Origin of the sequence: Pseudoalteromonas sp. APC 3691 (genome assembly GCF_030408135.1) — a bacterium.
Lineage (GTDB): Bacteria > Pseudomonadota > Gammaproteobacteria > Enterobacterales > Alteromonadaceae > Pseudoalteromonas.
This window is the reverse complement of record NZ_JASDCB010000002.1, coordinates 1-21,225: the sequence shown is the minus strand read 5'-3', so window position 1 is coordinate 21,225 and position 21,225 is coordinate 1. Positions and strand designations below refer to the sequence as shown.

Annotated in this window: 21 protein-coding genes; 16 read left to right on the top strand and 5 right to left on the bottom strand. The window is 37.3% G+C overall.

Features of this window, described 5'->3' with window-relative positions:
* Nucleotides 1-10: 10 nt before the first annotated feature.
* Complete coding sequence (locus QL998_RS00935) at nucleotides 11-2,488, bottom strand: PilZ domain-containing protein (protein ID WP_290191960.1); 2,478 nt, start codon at nucleotides 2,486-2,488, stop codon at nucleotides 11-13.
* A gap of 362 nt (nucleotides 2,489-2,850) precedes the next feature.
* Between QL998_RS00935 and radA the strand changes: the two genes are divergently transcribed.
* Both radA and QL998_RS00925 read left to right on the top strand, forming a co-directional pair.
* Nucleotides 2,851-4,236 (top strand): DNA repair protein RadA, encoded by a 1,386-nt coding sequence (gene radA / locus QL998_RS00930; protein WP_024590039.1) that lies wholly within the window; start codon nucleotides 2,851-2,853, stop codon nucleotides 4,234-4,236.
* 75 nt (nucleotides 4,237-4,311) lie between these two features.
* Nucleotides 4,312-5,244: a hypothetical protein gene (locus tag QL998_RS00925; RefSeq protein ID WP_007581645.1), complete on the top strand. Its 933-nt coding sequence runs from the start codon at nucleotides 4,312-4,314 to the stop codon at nucleotides 5,242-5,244.
* A gap of 62 nt (nucleotides 5,245-5,306) precedes the next feature.
* On the opposite strand, the gene argE is transcribed toward QL998_RS00925, so the two are convergent.
* Complete coding sequence (gene argE, locus QL998_RS00920) at nucleotides 5,307-6,467, bottom strand: acetylornithine deacetylase (protein WP_290191959.1); 1,161 nt, start codon at nucleotides 6,465-6,467, stop codon at nucleotides 5,307-5,309.
* Between the two features lie 225 nt (nucleotides 6,468-6,692).
* Between argE and argC the strand changes: the two genes are divergently transcribed.
* From argC to QL998_RS00865, 10 genes are all read left to right on the top strand, one after another.
* A complete protein-coding gene (gene argC, locus QL998_RS00915) occupies nucleotides 6,693-7,703 on the top strand; it encodes an N-acetyl-gamma-glutamyl-phosphate reductase (protein ID WP_290191958.1) in 1,011 nt (336 codons plus the stop codon).
* Nucleotides 7,704-8,471, top strand: a complete 768-nt coding sequence (argB, locus tag QL998_RS00910; protein ID WP_182716083.1) for an acetylglutamate kinase — start codon at nucleotides 7,704-7,706, stop codon at nucleotides 8,469-8,471.
* Between the two features lie 7 nt (nucleotides 8,472-8,478).
* A complete protein-coding gene (locus QL998_RS00905) occupies nucleotides 8,479-9,411 on the top strand; it encodes an ornithine carbamoyltransferase (RefSeq protein ID WP_290191957.1) in 933 nt (310 codons plus the stop codon).
* Nucleotides 9,408-10,610 (top strand): argininosuccinate synthase, encoded by a 1,203-nt coding sequence (locus QL998_RS00900; protein ID WP_290191956.1) that lies wholly within the window; start codon nucleotides 9,408-9,410, stop codon nucleotides 10,608-10,610. Before QL998_RS00905 ends, QL998_RS00900 begins: the two co-directional genes overlap by 4 nt.
* 51 nt (nucleotides 10,611-10,661) lie before the next feature.
* On the top strand, nucleotides 10,662-12,527 hold the full coding sequence (gene argH, locus QL998_RS00895; RefSeq protein WP_002958762.1) for an argininosuccinate lyase: 1,866 nt from the start codon (nucleotides 10,662-10,664) through the stop codon (nucleotides 12,525-12,527).
* A 259-nt stretch (nucleotides 12,528-12,786) separates the two neighbouring features.
* Nucleotides 12,787-12,987 (top strand): hypothetical protein, encoded by a 201-nt coding sequence (locus QL998_RS00890; protein ID WP_290191955.1) that lies wholly within the window; start codon nucleotides 12,787-12,789, stop codon nucleotides 12,985-12,987.
* 576 nt (nucleotides 12,988-13,563) lie between these two features.
* A complete protein-coding gene (locus QL998_RS00880) occupies nucleotides 13,564-14,001 on the top strand; it encodes a hypothetical protein (protein WP_290191953.1) in 438 nt (145 codons plus the stop codon).
* Nucleotides 13,994-14,503 (top strand): hypothetical protein, encoded by a 510-nt coding sequence (locus QL998_RS00875; RefSeq protein ID WP_290191952.1) that lies wholly within the window; start codon nucleotides 13,994-13,996, stop codon nucleotides 14,501-14,503. The genes QL998_RS00880 and QL998_RS00875 overlap by 8 nt, the downstream gene beginning before the upstream one ends.
* A complete protein-coding gene (locus QL998_RS00870) occupies nucleotides 14,496-15,008 on the top strand; it encodes a hypothetical protein (RefSeq protein WP_290191951.1) in 513 nt (170 codons plus the stop codon). Before QL998_RS00875 ends, QL998_RS00870 begins: the two co-directional genes overlap by 8 nt.
* Nucleotides 15,009-15,110: 102 nt before the next feature.
* Complete coding sequence (locus tag QL998_RS00865) at nucleotides 15,111-15,617, top strand: hypothetical protein (protein ID WP_290191950.1); 507 nt, start codon at nucleotides 15,111-15,113, stop codon at nucleotides 15,615-15,617.
* Between the two features lie 35 nt (nucleotides 15,618-15,652).
* On the opposite strand, the gene coaD is transcribed toward QL998_RS00865, so the two are convergent.
* Nucleotides 15,653-16,144 (bottom strand): pantetheine-phosphate adenylyltransferase, encoded by a 492-nt coding sequence (coaD, locus tag QL998_RS00860; RefSeq protein ID WP_024595945.1) that lies wholly within the window; start codon nucleotides 16,142-16,144, stop codon nucleotides 15,653-15,655.
* 198 nt (nucleotides 16,145-16,342) lie between these two features.
* Here coaD and QL998_RS00855 point away from each other — a divergent pair, with 198 nt between their 5' ends.
* Nucleotides 16,343-16,996 carry a TetR/AcrR family transcriptional regulator gene (locus QL998_RS00855; protein ID WP_007581663.1) on the top strand — a complete coding sequence of 218 codons (654 nt, stop codon included), beginning with the start codon at nucleotides 16,343-16,345 and terminating at the stop codon, nucleotides 16,994-16,996.
* 97 nt (nucleotides 16,997-17,093) lie between these two features.
* Entirely contained in the window at nucleotides 17,094-18,551 is a 1,458-nt protein-coding gene (thiI, locus tag QL998_RS00850; protein ID WP_024604433.1) for a tRNA uracil 4-sulfurtransferase ThiI, read from the top strand.
* A 40-nt stretch (nucleotides 18,552-18,591) separates the two neighbouring features.
* Here the strand turns inward: thiI and QL998_RS00845 are convergent, their stop codons facing one another.
* Together QL998_RS00845 and QL998_RS00840 are read right to left on the bottom strand one after the other, a co-directional pair.
* Nucleotides 18,592-19,494: a 2-dehydropantoate 2-reductase gene (locus QL998_RS00845; RefSeq protein WP_290191949.1), complete on the bottom strand. Its 903-nt coding sequence runs from the start codon at nucleotides 19,492-19,494 to the stop codon at nucleotides 18,592-18,594.
* Nucleotides 19,487-19,840, bottom strand: coding sequence for a VanZ family protein (locus tag QL998_RS00840; protein WP_007581666.1), 354 nt, complete (start codon nucleotides 19,838-19,840; stop codon nucleotides 19,487-19,489). Before QL998_RS00840 ends, QL998_RS00845 begins: the two co-directional genes overlap by 8 nt.
* Before the next feature lie 152 nt (nucleotides 19,841-19,992).
* On the opposite strand from QL998_RS00840, the gene QL998_RS00835 reads away from it, so the two are divergent.
* Nucleotides 19,993-20,475, top strand: coding sequence for a YajQ family cyclic di-GMP-binding protein (locus QL998_RS00835; protein ID WP_007377833.1), 483 nt, complete (start codon nucleotides 19,993-19,995; stop codon nucleotides 20,473-20,475).
* A 201-nt stretch (nucleotides 20,476-20,676) separates the two neighbouring features.
* Nucleotides 20,677-21,102 carry a hypothetical protein gene (locus QL998_RS00830; protein WP_290191948.1) on the top strand — a complete coding sequence of 142 codons (426 nt, stop codon included), beginning with the start codon at nucleotides 20,677-20,679 and terminating at the stop codon, nucleotides 21,100-21,102.
* The last annotated feature ends 123 nt before the right edge of the window (nucleotides 21,103-21,225 follow it).

Genomic DNA, 21,225 nt, shown 5'->3' with positions numbered 1-21,225 from the left:
GTTAAACCGCTTAGCGTAAGCGGTTTAACCAGATTAGTTTACGGCGGCCCATTTGTTCAACTTGCTCTTTTTTAAGCTCTAAATGGCTTAGAGCTTCTTCAGTTATATCTACTACGTCCCCCACGCCTGCAACAGCCCATAATGCTTCTTCTAAGTCTTTTGCTTTATGCATTGCATATTGGCTTACGTATTTAAGCTCATTAGATAGGTAGTCAGTATCGGGGCGACCTGTGCGCGAAATATACAAACGCATCACAAATATAAGTTGTGATGTAATGCCTTTACTAATTTGTTTGTAAAAGCTTGAGTAGTCTTCACCTAAAGCGCATTGGCTAACAATAGCCTCTTCAATTTTGCCCTTACGAGGGTCGAAATTAATAGCGAGTGTAAAAGCAAGCGGTGCATCTTGGCGACTGCGATCTTTAATATTAGGCGTTATTACATTAATAATTTGCTCTTCGGTAAGAATACTCGAAAAATCAGTTTTGTTACCTAATAAGCCAAAATTTTGCAAAATAACATGCACAGGACTGGCGTATAAGCCATAACCAATTGCACCTGTTTTAAAGTGTGCAGCTTCCTTGTGTAAATACAGCGGAAATTGGCATACACTTTTTGTAACCATATTTCTAAGCGCGGTAGATAAGCCTTCTACTTTAGCGGCTTCTTCAGATACTTTAAGTTTGTCTTTATTCCCTTCTATTAGCTGAGTGAAAAAAGTCACGCCAGCATGGGGTAAATCAGCAATACGATTCGCTTTTAGGTTGATAGTAGTGAATGACTTACTAATGGCCATTATTTCGTACTTTAGTTCGCTAAGCTTATGCTTTTTAGTTATTTTTTGAAGCTCAGGAAATGTTAAAAGTACTATATCACCTTTTTTAAATGTGACTGGTTGCTCGCACTCTAATTGCAAACCCATTACAGAAAAGTCACGTGTATAACCGTTAAATACTTCATCATTAATAGTGACGCTAACCGGTGTTTTATAAAGGTAGCGCTTATGCGAGCGTAAATTTACGTATTCAAGTGGCACAATATCTAAATAAGGTGGCGTTTTATGTTTTGCGTGGCCAAAATGTTTAAGCTGATTTACTAACGCTTTATCAAAAGTAAGTTGTTTATAATCTGCTTGCTCTGTTTTATTGCCAATACTTGTAAGTACAACAATATATTTAACGTCTTTTATAAGGCCTTTAACTCGAGGGGAAGGCGGCTTGTTGAGTTTTTCAATATTAGCGCCAACACTATTAGGTAATGAAAGCGGTATAAAAGAATCATCTGGATGACTTGGCATTATTTGTATTTTAAAGCACTGCCAACTTTCTTTTTGGCTACCAAAACCTAAAAATAGATCACGTAATTTAGGGTTATTATTTAGCTCAGTTCGTGTCGCAGAGTAATAGTAAATTTTACCCGATGATATATGTGTAAATGTATAGAGGTAATCTTCTTTGACCGCGGTAATTTGGGTTAGTAATTGTGTAATGCGCTGATGATTGAGTATATTGTACAAACACGGTGTTTTTCTTTCATCGGTAAAATAGCGCTGGATAAAAATATTATTTTCAGTAGTAAGGCTAAGGCTTGGGTAATACTGTTCATCTTTTTTGCTTAAAAATACATATAAAGACGTTACACGAGGGATGTAGTATTGCTCATACCCCTTTGATACTACAGCATCGAGCGTGTTATCTAAATTTACTTTATAACGACGTTTATTACCGTGAATAAAGCTTTCTAAAAAGTCATTAAAGGCATCGTTATTTTCGATATAAGTGCGTTTTAAGCGAATGTGGTTGTATTCACGAGAGATATTTTCAACGGCAACAACCTCGTATTGAATACCGTTTTTTAGGCCAAGTTCAAAGTCTTGTTCAAGGCCTACCAAGCGCATTGCTATTAGTTCACCTTTTTTTATAGAGTAGCGCGTTGCAAGCTTAACTTTACAACCGCTTAAAGATATATCTGAGGTGCTAGCAGCAATGTTCTTTTTATCTTTGTAATCAATAGTTACTTTTATTGAGTAATTCATCCGTTCTTCACGTCGGCTCTCGTAAGAGGCAAACTTAATTACTTCAGTGCTTAAGTTACTTTCTGATTCTTGTAGTTCTGATTTTTCGGCGGCTTGTTTTTGTAATACGCGGTGGTTATTTTCTGTATTCATTACGGCTTCGTAAACGGCTAGAGTATATTCACCATGCTGTTTAAGTGCTTTTTCAAACACTTCAATGGCTGTGTCATCCATAAAGTGCTGTTTACCGTTATGCTCATACGGTTTTACTTGGCCCGTCACTAATCCACGAAGATCAACAAAGCGTGCCACTGGCTGAGATAAGCGTGACATTTCCATTTTCATCAAAAATTGCTCAGGTTTGGTTAACCCAGCGGTTTTTGATTTGAAAATTAGGTCAAATTTAGCATTGCCTAAATATGTTTTTAACTCATTCACGAGGTCTTCGTGTTTGAGCATTATGTCATCAGCCATTTATAAAACCATCACCGTCTAATTGAAAAAGTAGGTATACTGTTAAGTCCATTTATTAGAAGTTCAATAAACGTTAAATCGCGCTATGTTATTAATATAGGTACAATTATTTTAGTTACTACTGTTTAGCTCTTGTTATTATGTGTTATATGCCATTTTGTTGGCAAGTTACTTTAAACTATTTCAAAGCAAAAAGTATGCCCTAAATTATAGCTAAAAAGAAACACCATGTGTATTTAATGATTGTGACGCTAGATTTTTACGCAGGCAAGAGTTTGTTGCTAAGTAAATGCTTGAAGTGGCAAAATAAGTTATTAACAGTAAATGTTTTTAAAATTAGAGAATCGTAGATAAGGTTATAAATGACTAAAGCGGCAAAAATAGAGTTTGTGTGTACAGAATGTGGCATGAACTACCCACGTTGGCAGGGTCAATGCCGCTGCGGTGCGTGGAACACATTAGCAGAATTTAAACCTTCAGCAGGGCAGAGTAAAAAAGCGTCAGTTCGAGCAAATGTAGGTGGTTATGCTGGCGGTGCTGGTGGCGGCTCTAAAAAAATTAATGATATTGCTACGTCAGAGGCAGAAAAACAGCTGACAGAAATTGGCGAGCTCGATCGTGTGCTAAGCGGTGGTGTAACTACCGGCTCTGTTAATATAATTTCGGGTGATCCAGGTGCTGGTAAAACAACATTGCTATCTGACCTAGTAGCGAGAATGTCACAACGTATGCCGTCACTTTACTGTACGGCCGAGGAGTCATTATCGCAGTTTAAAAACAGGGTAAATCGTTTAAAGTTAAACTATAACCCTGACGAGCTTTATTTACTTTCAGAAACCAGTGTTGAAACCATCATTGAAGAGCTCGAGAAAAATAAAATTAAGTTTGCTGTTATTGACTCTATTCAAGCGGTTGTAACCGAAACGGCAAATGGTAGCCCAGGTTCCCCTTCGCAAGTAAAAAGTGCCGCCCAAGCATTGACTCAATACTGTAAGCAAAATGATGTAACCATGTTCATTATTGCTCATGTAAATAAAAATAACGAAATAGCAGGTCCTCAAACACTTGTACATATTGTCGATGCGCTTTTACACATAGACACCAACGATGGGCAAATTAGAACCCTTAGGGCAAATAAAAACCGCTTTGGTGATATTGATACTGTTGGTATTTTTAAAATGTGCGAACGTGGTATGTTGAGTGTTGATAACCCGAGCGAAATATTTTTATCGGGGTCTACAACCGACTCGCCAGGCTCTACAATTACCTGTATCCGTAAAGGTAATCGAAATTTACTACTTGAAATTCAGTGTTTAACTACCGAAACCGAGGCGGAATTTCCGCAGCGTGTTTGCGTTGGTTTAAACATGAACCGCATAAAAATGCTGACTGGCATATTACGAAAACACACTAAAACCAAAATATTCCACGATACGTTTTTTAATATTGTGGGTGGCCTAAGAATAGATGAAACAGAAACTTGTATTGATTTAGCATTAGTAACCGCGTTACTTAGCAGCTTAAACGAATTTGTTGTGCCTCGTACCACGTGTATTATGGGTGAGCTTAGCTTAAATGGCGATGTGCGCCCAATTGACAGTGGCGTACCACGTGTTAAAGAAGCGGCACAACATGGTTTTACAGAAATATATATTCCATTTCGTAATTACCATAAGTCGATGGAAGGGCTGGGCGCTAAAATTACCCCAGTTAAAACAGTACATGAGTTGCTTAGTTTAATTAATTAATACTTACGGGTGTTAATGTGTAATGTTACTCTTAATAAAACTCGGTTTACACAAAGAATAGAATAAGGAAATAACATGAAAAAGTTAGTAATAGTTGCAGCGATTGTAGCTGCGGGCGTTGGTGGCGTGAGCTATGCAAATTATGTAGCTACACAAGAAGTGCGTGCAGAAGTAGATAAGCAACTTGCTTTAGTAAGCGAGCAAACTGGCGCTACATTTAAATACGCTGGTTTATCGGCAAGTGTTATTTCAAAAAGCGTAGAAATAACAAACATGGAAGTAATAAGCCCAGAGGGCGACAATGTTGCTAATATTCAAAGCATTGAAATAACAGGTTACGAGCCAGATAAAATATCACCGCATACATCATTTGATGTAAAAAGCTTTCAGTTTGATAAAGATTTTGTTTCAAAATTACCTGCTGATACAAACGAAATGCTCGCGTCGGCAAGTTACGACTTACATTCATCACTTGATTACGATGAAGAGTCTGGCAATAGTGATGTAGTAGTTAAGCTTGATGCAAAAGACATTGTTAGTTTTAATATGGATATGGGCTTGGCTAATTCAAAAGCATTAATGGATGCTTCATTGGCGATTAGTAAAGCGCAGCAAGAAGCGGGTAACCAGCCACTTACTTATGAGCAAGAGTTACAGCAGCAAACACTTGTTATGCAAGCAATGAGTAAGTTAGAGCCGCGCAATGTTAGCTTTGCCTTAAATAACCAAGGTAAGTTAAAAGACTTACTATCAAGTGAGCTTGAAAAGCAAGGCATGACGCTAGAGCAAATGGAAATGATGTTAGAGCAGCAGTTACAACAAGCTCCTGTAACTGAAGATATTGCAGAGGCTTTAACCAGCTTTGCGAAAGGTTTAAATTCATTCAGTGTGTCAGCAAAGCTACCTGAAGGTAAAACTATGATGGAAATTAACCAACAAGTTATGATGCTAGTAGGGCAACCTGAAGAGCTAGTTAAGTTTATTAACTTAGAAGTTAAAGGTGATTAGGCCTTAGTTTTGTATTAATAAAGGCGCCAATTGGTGCCTTTATTATTTTGTGTTGTTAGCAGTTAGTGACTCTGATTGCTAAAGCAGTTTGCTTTTATGATATTGGTGATTATTTGTTGCGATGGTTTTATTTTTTCCAACGCTAAAAACTCATCAGGCTGATGCGCTTGGTTAATTGAGCCTGGGCCCATTACGATTGTTTCACAACCGAGTTGCTGGATAAACGGCGCTTCAGTGCAATAATTTACTGCGACCGCTTTTTGCCCCGCTATTTTTTCAGCCATTTTAACTAAAGCACTGTCGGTGCTCCCACTAAATGCCGGGATTGGTTCATGTAAATCAATAACGCTCACCGCATTTGGGTATTGCTGATTTATCTCTTTTGTTGCATCAAGCACTAATGCTTGTAGTTCTTGTACACTTAAACCTGGTAATGGGCGCATATCTATATGCATTTCACAGCAACCACAAATTCTATTCGCATTATCGCCACCATGAATATTACCTAAGTTTAATGTTGGATAAGGAATTTTAAAGTGATTTATTGAATACTTATGCTTTAATTGCTCTTTTAAGATCATCAATTTTGTAATCACTTTATGCATTACTTCAATGGCGTTAAGGCCACGTTCGGGATCTGAGCTATGCCCAGAGCGACCAACCACTCTTATTGCTGTACTCATATGGCCCTTGTGCATAAATACTGGCGTCATATCAGTAGGTTCGCCAATTATACAGCGTGCAGGTTTTAAATTAGGGTGCTTACATATTTGCTGTGCACCTGCCATAGTTGTTTCTTCATCGGCAGTGGCGAGTATTAAAATAGGTTGAGTTTGCTGCTTTTCATCAAGTTCACTAATCGCTTGTAATACAAAAGCAAAAAAACCTTTCATATCAATGCTTCCTAGCCCGTACAATTTATTGTCTAGTTCGGTAAGTTTAAACGGATTGTGGTTCCAGCGGCTGTCATCAAAAGGCACTGTATCCGTGTGGCCCGCAAGCATTAACCCGCCATCGCCTTTTCCACGCTTTGCTAATAAATTAAAGCGGCCTTTACCTCCTTCTAATTCAATAATTTCACACGTAAAACCGAGTGTTTCGCACCACCTCGCAAGGAGTTCAATTACGTTTTTATTGCTCATACACAAGCTGTCTTCAATTGCACTAATAGAAGGGGCTGCAATCAATTGTTGATACATAGAAATAAACGAAGGCAAAGGCATAAAAAAAATCCAAAATTATTATTCAATTTAATTGCATAACAATATAAAAGTATTTATGATGAATATCAATTCACTTTTTAAGCATAAATATATTAAAGTAAAGCTATGAAAATAATGCGACGATAATCTACAAATTCATTAAATTAAGTCTTAATTTAGCGTCTTAGCTAGTTTAAGCGAACAACATATATATTTAGCAGTAAATTTTAAAATAACGAGTAATCAATGAATGTAGTTATTATTGGCGCAAGCGGTTATAGCGGCGCAGAGTTAGCAAGCTTAGTTGCTAATCATCCAAACCTTACCTTAACAGGCTGTTATGTATCTGAGGGTAGCTTAGATAAAAATAAATTACTAAGTGATTTATACCCAGAGCACCTTGGCTTACTAGATTGTCCTTTACTTCCTCTTAGTGCATCAGCTTTTGATGACATTCAAAGTTATGCTGATTATGTATGCTTATGTACCGATCACAAAGTAAGTGTTGATTTAGCGCCTCAATTTTTAGCTATGGGTAAAAAAGTATTTGATTTATCTGGTGGCTATCGCCTAGCAAATAATGATGATTACGTTACTTACTATGGTTTTGAGCATCAACACCCAGAGCTTTTAAATGAAGCGGCTTACGGTTTAGCAGAGTGGAACCATGATGCTATCGCTAACGCAAAGCTAATTGCTGTTGCAGGCTGTTACCCAACTGCCGCACTTAATGCACTTAAACCGCTTAAAAAAGCAGGCTTATTGAGCAGCGAAAGTATTATTATTAATGCCGTATCGGGTGTTACGGGTGCCGGGCGTAAAGCGAGTGTAGGAACACATTTTTGTGAGGTATCGCTTGCACCTTATGGTTTGTTTAACCACCGCCACGGTCCTGAAATTGAACAACACCTTGGTCACAAAGTGTTATTTACACCGCATTTAGGTAATTTCCCGCGCGGTATTTTAGAAACTATTTATGTACAACTTAAGCCAGGCGTTACCAAAGAAAACGTTGCATCGGCTTATCAAGTACTTGCTAACGAGCCATTAATTCGTTTATTAGGCGATAAAGTACCTTCAATTAAAGGTGTAGCTAAGCAGCCATTTGTTGATATTGGCTGGCAGCAACAAGGAACGCAGTTAATTGTGATGTCTGCTATTGATAACTTATTAAAAGGCGCTGCTGGACAAGCTTTGCAGTGTATTAATATTTCTATGAATTTAGATCATACCACTGGATTAAAAGGAGCGTTTTAAATGAGTAAAAAAACGTGGGTAATTAAGCTAGGTGGTGCAGTACTTAATACAGAAAATGCAGCAAAAGCGTTGTTTGATGTATTAAATGAGCAAAAAAATGATGAATTTGTCATTGTACATGGCGGTGGCGCTTTAGTTGATACATGGTTAAAACAAGCGGGTTTTGCCAGTGCTAAACACCAAGGATTACGTATTAGCCCAGCAGAGCAAATGCCTTATATAGTGGGTGCACTCGCAGGTTGCGCTAATAAACAATTAATGACTCAAGCTATTAGTGCTGGGCACAAGCCTGTGGGCTTAAGCCTTTTTGAGGCAGGTGTTACTGCCACTCAAAAGCTAAAAGCGCTTTGCTTAGTGGGTAAATGTAAAAGCAACGACGATTCTATTGTTAATGATTTACTTAAAATCGGTCGCCTACCGATTGTTAGCTCTATAGGCTTTGATGAGCAAGGGCTTTGGTACAACGTAAATGCAGATGAAGCAGCAGCGGCTATTGCTAGTAACTTAAATGCTGAGCTTATTTTTATGACGGATGTTGAAGCAGTGCTTGACGAAAATAAACAGCCGTTACATCAACTTGACACAAAACACATTGATACTTTAATTACAAATGGAGTAATTGTGGGCGGGATGGAGGTCAAAGTTAAGACCAGCCTTCACGCTGCCCAACATTTACGACGCGGTGTGTATATTTCCAGCTGGCAAAAGCCAGAAAATTTAACTGCTCTGCTACAAGGCGAGCATGTCGGAACTAAGATTACACCATAGGTTTATTATGTTTGAGAATTTTTTAACGGGTTTAGAGTTAGACCAAGAAGGCGCACTTAATTTATTAAAGTTAGCGCAAGATATAAAAGTAAAACCAGAAAAATACAGCAACGTATTAGCGGGAAAATCAATCGTAACATTGTTTGAAAAACAAAGTTTACGTACTCGCTTATCGTTTGATATAGGTATTAACCGCCTTGGTGGCCATGCAGTTTATTTAGATCAGCAAAATGGCGCTATGGGTGCACGTGAATCAATTAAAGATTTCGCACTTAATATTTCTACTTGGGCCGATGGTATTGTTGCTCGCGTAAATCAGCACAGCACATTAACTACATTAGGTGAATACGCATCAGTACCGGTAGTAAATAGTTTGTGTGATTTATACCACCCATGCCAAGCTCTTGCTGATTTTTTAACGCTTCAAGAAGTTCACGGCGATGTGAGCGAGCTTAAAGTGGCTTACTTAGGTGAGGGCAACAATGTAACTCATTCATTAATGCTTTTAGCGGCAACGCTTGGCACTGATTTTGTTGCTGTAACGCCAAAAGGCAGCTCGCCTGATTCGCAAATCCTTAAAAAGGCAGAGCAAATAGCGGCAATGAATGGCGCATCAGTGATGGTAAGTGACCGTGTTGAAGCGGCTGTTGGTGCAAACGTTGTATATGCAGATACATGGGTATCAATGGGTGATACAACACCGCTTGAGCAAGTTAAAGAAAAATATATGCCTTATCAATTAAATCAGGCATTGCTAGATCAAACAGGTGCAACTACGGTATTACATTGCCAACCGGCACACCGTGAATTTGAAATTACCTCTGAGGTAATGGATGGTCCAGCATCGAAAATTATTCAACAAGCAGAGAATCGCATGCACGCGCAAAATGCTTTGCTAGTTACATTACTAAATCCAAATTTTGTTAAGGAACACCTATGAGTTCAATTAAAAAAGTCGTTTTAGCCTATTCAGGTGGTCTTGATACATCGGCTATCGTGCCATGGTTAAAAGAAAACTACGGTTGTGAAGTTGTTGCGTTTGTAGCGGATGTAGGTCAAGGCGCAGAAGAACTTGAAGGCGTAGAAGCTAAAGCAATCGCTTCAGGTGCTTCAGAATGTTACGTAGTTGATTTAAAAGATGAAATGGTAAGTGATTACATTTATCCAGCACTTAAAACGGGCTCGATTTACGAAGGTACTTATTTACTAGGTACGTCTATGGCGCGTCCTATTATTGCTAAAGCACAAGTTGAAATTGCACGTAAAGTAGGTGCTGATGCACTTTCTCATGGTTGTACTGGTAAAGGTAATGACCAAGTTCGTTTTGAATCATGTTTTGCAGCCCTTGCTCCAGATTTAAAAGTAATTGCGCCATGGCGTGAGTGGGACTTATCGAGTCGTGAATCATTACTTGATTACTTAGCAGAGCGTGACATTCCGTGTTCAGCATCTGCTACAAAAATTTATAGCCGTGATGCTAACGCTTGGCATATTTCGCACGAAGGTGGTGAGCTTGAAGATCCATGGTGTCAACCAACTGAGCAAGTATGGACTTGGACTAACTCTCCAGAGCAAGCACCAGATAAATCAGAACTAGTAACTTTAAAAGTTGTTGAAGGCGAAGTGGTTGCTGTAAATGGCGAAGAACTTAAACCATATGACTGTTTAGTTAAATTAAACGATATTGCATCACCTCATGGCGTTGGGCGTGTTGATATTGTAGAAAACCGTTTAGTAGGTATGAAGTCACGCGGTTGTTATGAAACACCAGGTGGCACAGTAATTATGGCTGCGCTTCAAGCCATTGACGAGCTAGTGCTTGATAAAGCAAGCCGTAAATGGAAAGAAGTACTGGGTGGTGAATTTTCACATTTAGTGTACGACGGACGTTGGTTTACACCACTTAAAGATTCTATTTTAGCCGGTGCAGAAGCACTTTCTAAAGTGGCAACAGGTGAAGTGGTACTTAAGCTATATAAAGGTCAAGTAACTGCGGTTCAAAAGCAATCACCAAATAGCTTATACAGCGAAGCATTTGCTACATTTGGCGAAGATGATGTATATGACCAGTCACACGCTGAAGGCTTTATTCGTTTATTCTCGCTTTCAAGCAGAATTTCAGCATTGGCTAAAAAGTAAATTATTTATAGCCCCTTATAAAAGGGGCACTACAGGGTTTGGAGAGATTTCATGGCATTATGGGGCGGACGTTTTTCTACGGGTCCAGATGAGGCGTTTAAGCAATTTAACGACTCTCTTCCCTTTGACTACCAGTTAGCAGAGCAAGATATTATTGGCTCTGTGGCATGGGCTGGTGCACTTGAACAGGTAAATGTACTTTCAAGTGATGAGCATACAAAATTAGTTGCTGCATTAAATGAGCTACTTGAAGAAGTTAAAGCTGATCCACAATCAGTTGCTACTTCAGGTGCAGAAGACATTCATTCACATGTTGAAGCTGCTCTAATTGAAAAAGTAGGTGATTTAGCTAAAAAATTACATACAGGCCGAAGCCGTAATGACCAAGTTGCCACCGATTTTAGACTATGGTGCCGTGATACAGCCGATCATTTACTAGATGCCATTGCACAGCTAAAAGGCGAATTTGTAGCGCTTGCAGAGCGAGAGCTTGGCACAATATTGCCAGGTTACACGCATTTACAGCGCGCACAACCAGTATTGTTTAGCCACTGGTGTATGGCGTATGTAGAAATGCTAGAGCGCGATGAAAGCCGCCTGCAAGATGCTAAAGCGCGCATGAATTTTTGCCCATTAGGCAGTGGTGCATTAGCAGGTACAGCTTATCCGATTGATCGCCAAGCATTAGCCCACGGATTAGGTTTTACAGCGGCTACAAAAAATAGCCTTGATGGCGTATCTGATCGTGACTTCGTGTTAGATCTTTTAAGTTGTGCGTCTATTTCGATGATTCACTTATCTCGTATGTCTGAAGATCTGATTTTTTATAATTCGGGTGAAGCCGGATTTATAGAGCTTGCTGATAACGTCACGTCAGGCTCATCGCTCATGCCTCAGAAAAAAAATCCTGATGCACTCGAGCTTATTCGCGGTAAAACCGGACGTGTATTTGGTGCATTTAGCGCTATGATGATGACATTAAAGGCGCTGCCACTTGCATACAATAAAGATATGCAAGAAGACAAAGAAGGCCTGTTTGACGCTATGCCAACATGGCTTGCATGTATTCATATGGCGCAAGCGTGTATTAAAGGCGTAAAAGTAAATGGTGATAAAACGTTAGCAGCGGCAAAAGGCGGCCACGCTAATGCCACCGAACTTGCTGATTACTTAGTTGCGAAAGGTGTGCCATTTAGAGAAGGGCATCATATTGTGGGTGTACTTGTACAGCTTGCGATTAGCGAAGGTAAAACACTTGAGGAGCTATCACTTGAGCAGTACAAATCAGTAAACACTGTGTTTGAAGATGATGTTTACCCAGTACTTGAAATTGATGCGTGTATAAAAGCGCGTCAAGCGCTTGGTGGGACGTCTATTGAGCAAGTAACTAATGCTGTTAAAGAAGCCAAAAAAAAACAGCAAATAACGGTACGTGATGCAAATTTAGATGATGTAGAGGCAATTGCAACACTTATACAGCATTGGGCAACGGTAGGCGAAAACCTACCTCGTGCAAAAAGCGATATGGTGCACTCTATTAACGAGTTTGCAGTTACTGAAATAAATGGAAAAGTGTCAGGTTGTGCATCGTTATACATTTACGATACCGGCCTTGCTGAAATACGCTCATTGGGTATAGACCCAAAAAGTAAAGTGACGGGGCAGGGTAGACAGCTTGTAGAGCACCTACTTACTAAAGCCAAAAAATTGGCACTTAACCGAGTTATTGTATTGACCCGTGTCCCCGATTTTTTTGAACAACAACGTTTTACTTTTTGTAGCAAAGACTCTTTGCCTGAAAAAGTAATGAAAGATTGTGAACTTTGCCTTCGTAAAGAAAATTGTGACGAAGTAGCAATGGAATATATTTTGAAGCTAAGTACACGTGCGGAGATCCCGTGTAAATACGTAGCTTAAACTCCCTGGATACAAAAAACGTACGGTTATCCCTGTGCGTTTTTTTATATTTGCAGTAAACTGGTCGGAGTTGTTTGGTTGGGTTATATTTTTTGAGTGAATTTTAATGTGTCAAAAAAAGTTGGCACATTGGTTGCTATGTATAAGATAGATAGCAAAATAGCTATCACTGCTTAAAACAGGTAATGCATTTATCTACATAATAATGTGGTTAAAAGTTGCACCAAATATAATTAAAACTTTTACAAGGATCAATCACATGCAAGTTTCAGCTAATAGCCAATTACAAATGCAAGCATACAACAAAACACAACAATTAAAGCCTGCAATGGAACAAACTGCTAGCCCTAAAACCCTGCAATCTGATACAGTAAGCTTCTCTCAAGAGGCTATTTCTGCAGCGAGCAGTGATAATCTACAGCGTGGTGGGGTTATACTTGATACAAGTAAACCAAAATAAATATTGAAGGTCATGAATGTTTCTAACTGAGTTTTTTGGTTTTTTTTCGTTATCAGCTTTTGCTTCATGGGGCTTTTTGATGGCGTTCTTTTTTAATGTTTTTGTTTTTTCATTAGATATAAAAAGAAATACAACCTTATTGCTCAGTTCTTTCATTATGATGCTTTCATATACCGCATCAGATTATTTTTTTACATGGTTATCAATAGAAAACTCTCTTTACCTTGATTGGGCTCTTTATGATTATGCTACTGTAATAGCTCTACTATCAGTTTATTTACTATTAAAAAAAACAACTCCCTCATTTATGTATATATTAATAGGTCTTATAGTTAATTCATTATTGAGTTTGTGTATGTACCTAGATATGTATGTTAACAATAACAGAGAACCTTGGTTTTTATGGGACTTGTATACATTTTCGGTCAATATAATCGACCTTATAATGATTGTTATTTTAATTGTAGATAGGGACTTACTTGGTCTTCATAAATTAAAAAATAAACTCCTTAATTACTTCAAGCCAAACGATACCCACAAAGTCACTTAGCTTAAATGTACGTTACTGAACCCCTAATGGTTTATGTAAAAGCCTTCACTCAGTGGGGCTTTTTAATGGCCTTCCTGTACTCTTTGGCCTCTACGATAAATAAAGAAAATAAGTCTCCTGTTTATTTATCTGCGCTTATGCTCTGCTCATATATTTCCAGTGGTTATATAAACTTATTAGAAAGTTTATATTTAAACTGGGCGCTTTATGATTTAATCACAATTTTAGCTCTATTAATTTTAGAGCACTTAAAAGTACTCCAACGTTCTGCAGCCTTTCACTTCATCATCTTTGCGTTAACAACAAATGCTGTACTCACTCTCATAATGCATTATGACCTATACGTTTTATATAACTATGAGCCTTGGTGGTATTGGAGTGTTTATTCTGTTGGCGTTAATATGTTCGATGTTTTAATGATTCTGTCACTAGTATTCAATAAAAATCTCAAAAAAAATGGATAATATTCTAGTTAATCCAGCAATTTCTTTTTACATAGGTGCATTTGTACAGTGGGGCTTTTTAATGGCCTTTTTGTACGCATTAGTTGTAAGTATTAACACACCTAAAAAAGAAGCTGTATGGTTATCATTTGTTATGTCAATTTCTTACTCCTCAAGCCTGTTTATCGATATACAACACATATCGTACCTTGAACTCTTTTTGTTTGATATAGCAACTATTTTAGCCATCTTTATTTTAAGGTTTTTCATTATTGAAAATCTTATATCGATCTACTTGTTGTTAGGGCTGACTATAAACTCATCATTATTTCTTGGTATGTATATAGATGTGTCAGTTTTTAATAATTATGAACCTTGGTGGTTTTGGTTTTTTTATTCAATTGTTGTTAATTTAGCCGACTTTATGATGGTAGCTATATTTTTTATAAACAAAGATTTTTTATATTTAATGAAATTTAAAAATGGTTTGATTACGAGTTTGAAGGGGATAGTTGATGGCTGACCTGCTCTGGAGTCTTGTCGATTTAGGCGATAATATAGGGCTGTTATTTACTTGGTTTTTTTTAATTTCATTTTTATATAATCTATCAGCAAGTATAAATAAGGCAGATAAAAGCCTGCTACAGTTATCATTCATTATGCTGGTTTCTTATACCTCAAGTCTTTTTATGGATCCTCGAACTTCGACTCCTCACTTAAATTACTTTTATTTTGATTTTGTTACCATAGTTACTTTATTACTTTGGCGAGCTGTATGTAAAAATCCTGTCCCCATTGCTTTTGACTATTTAATTGTAGGGCTTTTTATTAATGCATGTTTATTTTTAGGTATGCATTACGATATTGAAATTGCAGGTACTCTTTACTATTGGTGGTTTTGGACAGTTTATATTTTTGGAATGTATTTTGTCGACTTTACAATGGCATTGGTATTAATCATCAATAAGGATGTTTTAGGCTTAAACAAGCTTTTAAGGTGTGTTAGAAGGTTAAGTTTAGATCGCTGAGGCAGTAAAGCTCAACTTAAAAGAAGAGTGATTTTGTGCATTTTTTATGTTGCCGTTATATGTTAAGCGTTACAATAACGGTTTATATAGTGTTGGGGTAAGATGATTGAGCTACTTTTAAATACAAATATCTCTTTTTATATAGGTGCTTTTGTACAGTGGGGCTTTTTGATGGCTTTTCTATATTCTTTAGTAAGCTCTATAAATAACGCAGATAAAAGCATTGTATGGCTATCTTTCATCATGGCACTTTCTTACTCTTCTAGTATTTTTATTGATATGGATTCGATAACTTACTTCGATTTTTTCTTATTCGATAGTATTACTCTATTTGTTATTATTTTATCTGGTTTTTTTATAAGAATTAGCGGTGTATACATTTATTTATTATTTGGTTTAGGTATAAACACCTTACTATTTTTTGCAATGTATATAGATAATGATGTTATGCACCATTATGAATTTTGGTGGTTCTGGTGGGTGTACATAGTAGGTATAAATTTTACAGATTTGACCATGGTTTTAGTTTTCTTTATAGGTAAAGATGTTTTAAAACTTGCTTGGTTAGAAGGAAAGCTAAATAAAGTGTTTAATAAAAGGGCCTATTAGTAATGGATTTCAGTGCTAACAGGCCTTATTTATTATTAACTGGCACCACAGCCCAGTTTAGTTTTTAGCGCTTTGACAATTACAGGGTCTACAAACTCGCTTACATCACCATTGTGACGAGCGACTTCTTTAACAAGCGTTGATGAAATAAATGAATTTCGCTCTGCGGGTGTTAAAAATACACTTTCTAAATCAGGATTCAGGCGGCGGTTCATGTTAGCTAATTGAAATTCATAGTCAAAATCAGATACAGCCCTAATACCACGAATAAGCACATTAGCATTGTGATCGCGCGCAAGGTCAGCCAATAAGCCAGAAAAACCAATAACCTTAACATTATCTAAGTGACTTAAAATAGAGTTTGCAAGTTCAACACGTTCTTCAAGGTTAAAACAGGGTTTTTTACTTGGGTTGTTCGCAACCGCAACTAATACGGTATCAAACATTTTAGCTGCACGTTGAATAAGATCTGTATGACCATTAGTTAGTGGATCAAAGGTGCCCGGGTAAATTGCAATAACTTTCATAATGTTCACTATTTATGATTTTAGCGCTAGTTTAACAGTGTTTATGCCACAAAGCAGCCTAGCTAATAGAGCATATAAACACTTACTTTCTTTGAACAGATCAGTCCAAGGTTTGAGTGTTTTAATGATTCATATTTGTTTATACTGTTTACCTCTTTTGAGTGTAATGTAGCCTATAGATAATTTGAGTATTAGCATATGAATACCAAGGATAAAATAATACACACCAGTATTTTGTTGTTTAACGAAAATGGTGAGCGTGCAATAACGACAAATCATATTGCATCAAACTTAGGGATGAGCCCGGGTAATCTTTATTATCATTTTAAAAATAAAGAAGACATTATCCGTCATATTTTTGCGTTGTATCGCGATCATTTAAATACTCACTTTAAACCTATTAATAAAGATGATGATGCATTTAATCATTTAACGGCTTATTTAGATTCGTTATTTGAATTGATGTGGCGTTACCATTTTTTTTACGATAATCTCGGGGATATTCTCTCTAGAGATGCTGATTTAAAACAAGCTTACATTGATTTTCAGTTAGAGTTATTAGAGCAAGTTCGCAAAATTATTCTAGGTCTTCGTGATAGTGAAATGATTGCTATTGATGAGCAAGATGTGATTGATTTGGCCCATACACTAAAGTTAACTGTTAGCTTTTGGACGCCTTATATTAAGGCTCGTAGGCCAAGCGGTACCCTTGCTGAGCAAGATATATATCACGGTATTTTAAAAGTACTTACATTATTTAGAGCGTACAGTACCGATAAAAGCATTGATAAAATGAACCTGCTACGTGAAAAATATACTGAATTAGCGCAACAAGCCCCAACAGTAGTTTAATCGATAGTAATAGGCTGTTTCCTAGACGCTGAATTTTTTGCTATAATCCCGCGCCAAATGCCTGGGAGCGCGAATTCCCGCAGTCTAAGAGTGAACTATGCTTAAATTTATCGTCAAACTACATCCTGAAATAGCCATTAAAAGCCGTTCGGTCCGTAAACGCTTTACTAAAGTGTTAGAGAATAACATTAAAATTGTATTGCGCCGTGTTGACGAAAAAGTACAAGTAAGAAATAACTGGGATAACATTTCAGTTGTTACAAAACTTGAAGACGCACAAGTTCGTCTTGATTTTATCGATAGCCTTAAACGCATCCCTGGCATTGTTCAATTTATTGAAGTAACCGAAACACAATTCGAAACTCTTGATGATATCTACCAAAAAACAATAGCGTTAGTTGGTCATACTATTGTAGGTAAAACCTTTTGTGTTCGTGCAAAGCGTATAGGTCAACACGACTTTACCTCAACTGATTTAGAGCGTTATGTTGGTGGTGGATTAAATCAACATATCGAAGGCGCAAGCGTAAAGCTTAGCCGCCCAGAAGTAACAATACGCTTAGAAGTAAAAGATGATAAAGCTTACATTGTTTCGCAAACACATTTTGGTATGGCTGGTTTTCCGCTGCCAACGCAAGAAGATGTGCTTTCGCTTATGTCGGGTGGTTTTGACTCTGGCGTAGCAAGTTACCAAATGATTCGTAAAGGCGCGCGCACACACTTTTTATTCTTTAATCTAGGTGGCGCAGCGCACGAAATTGGCGTTAAGCAAGCAAGCTACTACTTATGGAAAAAATACAGCTCTACACATAAAGTTAAATTTGTAACGGTTGATTTTGAACCTGTTGTTGCTGAAATTTTAGAAAACGTTGAAAACAGCCAAATGGGTGTTGTACTTAAACGTATGATGATGCGCGCAGGGAGTGTGGTTGCGCAAAAGTTAAACATTCAAGCACTTGTTACTGGCGAAAGTATTGGCCAAGTATCTAGTCAAACATTAGCGAATTTAAGCGTGATTGACCGTGTTACTGAAACGCTTATTTTACGCCCGCTTATTCAACACGATAAGCAAGAAATTATTAATATTGCTCGTCAAATTGGTACGGCCGAAATGGCAGAAACAATGCCTGAATACTGTGGTGTTATTTCTAAAAAGCCAACGGTTAAAGCCAAAATAGACGTTATTCTTGGTGAAGAAGAAAAGTTCGACTTTGATGTACTTGATACCGTTGTAAACAACGCACGTATAATGGACGTGCGTGATATTGACGTAGAAGCCAAACAAGAACTTAAAGAAGCTGAATCGGTTGCTGATTTGCCTGTAGGCTCTGTGGTAGTTGATATTCGCTCACCAGAGGAAGAAGAAGCTGCACCGCTTGCAATCGACGGTGTTGAAGTGGTTCATTTACCGTTCTTCCGTCTGGCGACTAAGTTTGGTGATTTACCAAAAGACACCGACTACTATTTATATTGTGATAGAGGCGTAATGAGCCAACTACAGGCACTTATGCTGCACGAACAAGGCTTTGAAACTGTAAAAGTTTACCGCCCATAAGGTTTGTCGTCTTAAAGTTAAGAATTAATATAAGCGTGGTTTATACCACGCTTTTTTTTGCCTGAATTTTGACAAACAACTCATCGTTGTAAGGTGTAGGAATACCGTGAAGTTTACCTTGTTGGCTAATATAGCCACATATAGCTGATATTTCAGTTTCTCTGCAATGCGCTACGTCTTGCTGCATTGAAGAGTAATTGTCAGACGTTAATTCCATTATTTTATAAGCGGTATTAAGTGCTTTAATCAATGGGATATTAAGCCCTTGTACGTTTGCTATATTGCATGCTTCAGTGAGTGCATTAAAAATTATAGCGTTGTACTTAGGTGCGCGTAACTCACCATTTTTTACATTACTTAAAGCGCTTAATGGGTTAATGGCAATATTTACGAGTAGTTTTTCAAAACGAAGCTGCTGAATGTTATTAGTAAACTTTAGGCTGGGTATTACTTTAAAAATATCAGCTATTGGCGCGCTATTTTGAAAAGCTAATTCATTACAAGCACCAATAACACTTTGTCCCTCACCAGTGTGCTGCACAATGTATTGGTTTGATTTAAAGCCCGCTATGCTTGTCGTTAAAAAGTAGAGTGCTTGGTGAGTGCTTAGCTGGCTATTTACCTCATCAACATTACCCATGCCGTTATGCGAAAGTACAACAGAGCAATGACTTGGTAGAAAAGGCTTTATTTGCGTAAATGCATCAAGTACTTGAAAGGCTTTAACGGTAAATAAAACAACATCAAATTCAACCGCTTTATTTAGCTGATTTAATGCAATAAATTGTGCGTCAATTTTTTTAGATGCACCCTTACCTCGACTATAAAAGCGGGTATTTGTTGGGCTTTTGCGAGTTAAAACACTGACATTATGCGACGCACTTAGAAAATGACTAAGTAACAAGCCAATAGCACCATCGCCGATAATTAAAATATTAGCCATATGGGTTCTTTTTTCGAGGTGTAAAAATTACTCTAAGTAAAAAGTAGCTTGCGGCACCTGCAAAATCAGCAAAAAAATCACCGAGTGATGCTTGCCTATATGGAAGTGCGTCTTGCATTATTTCTATAGAGGCGCCATAACCTGCCAATAAAAGTATTTGCGCATATAAAGGAAGCTTAAACGCTTTATCCATTATTATGGCTAGTATAAAAAAAATCCCAAAATGGGCGACTTTATCAACATGAGGAAATAAATTTACAACGCCACCTTTTATTTCTTTGGCAAATAAAAAGGTAAAAGCTACTATGCTGATTAAAAAAATTGCTTGATAAACACGCCTTGTCACGACAAATCCTAAAATCGCTTAAAAAAGAGGCGCAAGTATATCAAACTAATTTAATATCGCACCTGAACAAGATGCAGAAAAATGTAAAGATTTATAATTTTAGCGTTATAATTACCACATAAAATTAAGATTAAATAGTTAGGAGCAAACCAATGCCTTCATTTGATATTGTATCTGAAGTAGAAATGAACGAAGCTAAAAACGCAGTTGATAATGCAAATCGCGAGCTAGAGACTCGCTTTGACTTTAGAGGCGTTGATGCATCTATTGAGCTAAATGACAAAACAATTAAGCTTAAAGCTGAAGCAGACTCTCAGGTTATGCAATTATTTGATATTTTAGCTAACAAAATATCTAAGCGTGGTATGGATGTATCAAGCTTAGAGCTTCAAGATATTACCCGTGCAGGTAAAAATGTATTTCGTAACGTTGGCTTAAAGCAGGGTATCGAAAAGGACATGGCTAAAAAAGTAGTTAAAGCCATTAAAGACTCTAAAGTTAAAGTTCAAGCTGCTATTCAAGGCGAAGAAGTACGTGTAACGGGTAAAAAACGTGACGATCTTCAAGAGGCTATGCAAGTAGTGCGTAGTGCTGAGCTAGGTCAGCCTTTTCAGTTTAAAAATTTCCGCGATTAATCAATAAATAGTTTTAAATTAAGCATGCTTTAATCTGTTTATACTCACAGACAGATTGAAGCTACTTACTCTTTTTAAATATCTCACTATTATCCCTCTTTGCTGCCTAGATACTCCCGTATGTATTAATCTTCTTTTTGATATTTAAGCTATTATATTTAATCACATGCAATTGAGTACTTCACACTAGAAGGTATTAAAATGAAACGTCATCAATTATTTTTGTTATTTGTTTTGCTTACATTTACCAAACCAAGCTTATCAAAAACAGTTGATATTGATGTACTGGTTGAAGATGGCTACTTTCCCATTATTATTAATGCGCAAAAAAAGCAGGGTTTTGCTCCTGAGTTTATTAAGATTTTAAACGGCGCACAGCAGGAGTTTAACTTCCTACTTAAGTCTCTACCTGTAAAAAGGCTTGCTTTGTCAGTTGAAAAAAATAATTTTGATGTTTTATTTTTAATGGCACTGCAATGGATCCCACAATCAGCGCAAGGGAATATTAAAAAAACCGAATTTTATACCATTACCAAAAATGAGCTTTATACGCTTAAAGAAAATACAAATGAGCAAGCTTACTTTGACGACATTACGTCATTAACAAAGGTTGGGGTATTGGGCTAAGGGATCCCCAAAAATAATTATTAAATTTCAATCACATCACTCACATCCATATTTTTCCAATCGAGTTGCACTACCACCTGTACGAAATAGGCTAGCCCTTCCAAGTAATCTCGCCGCCGCAGC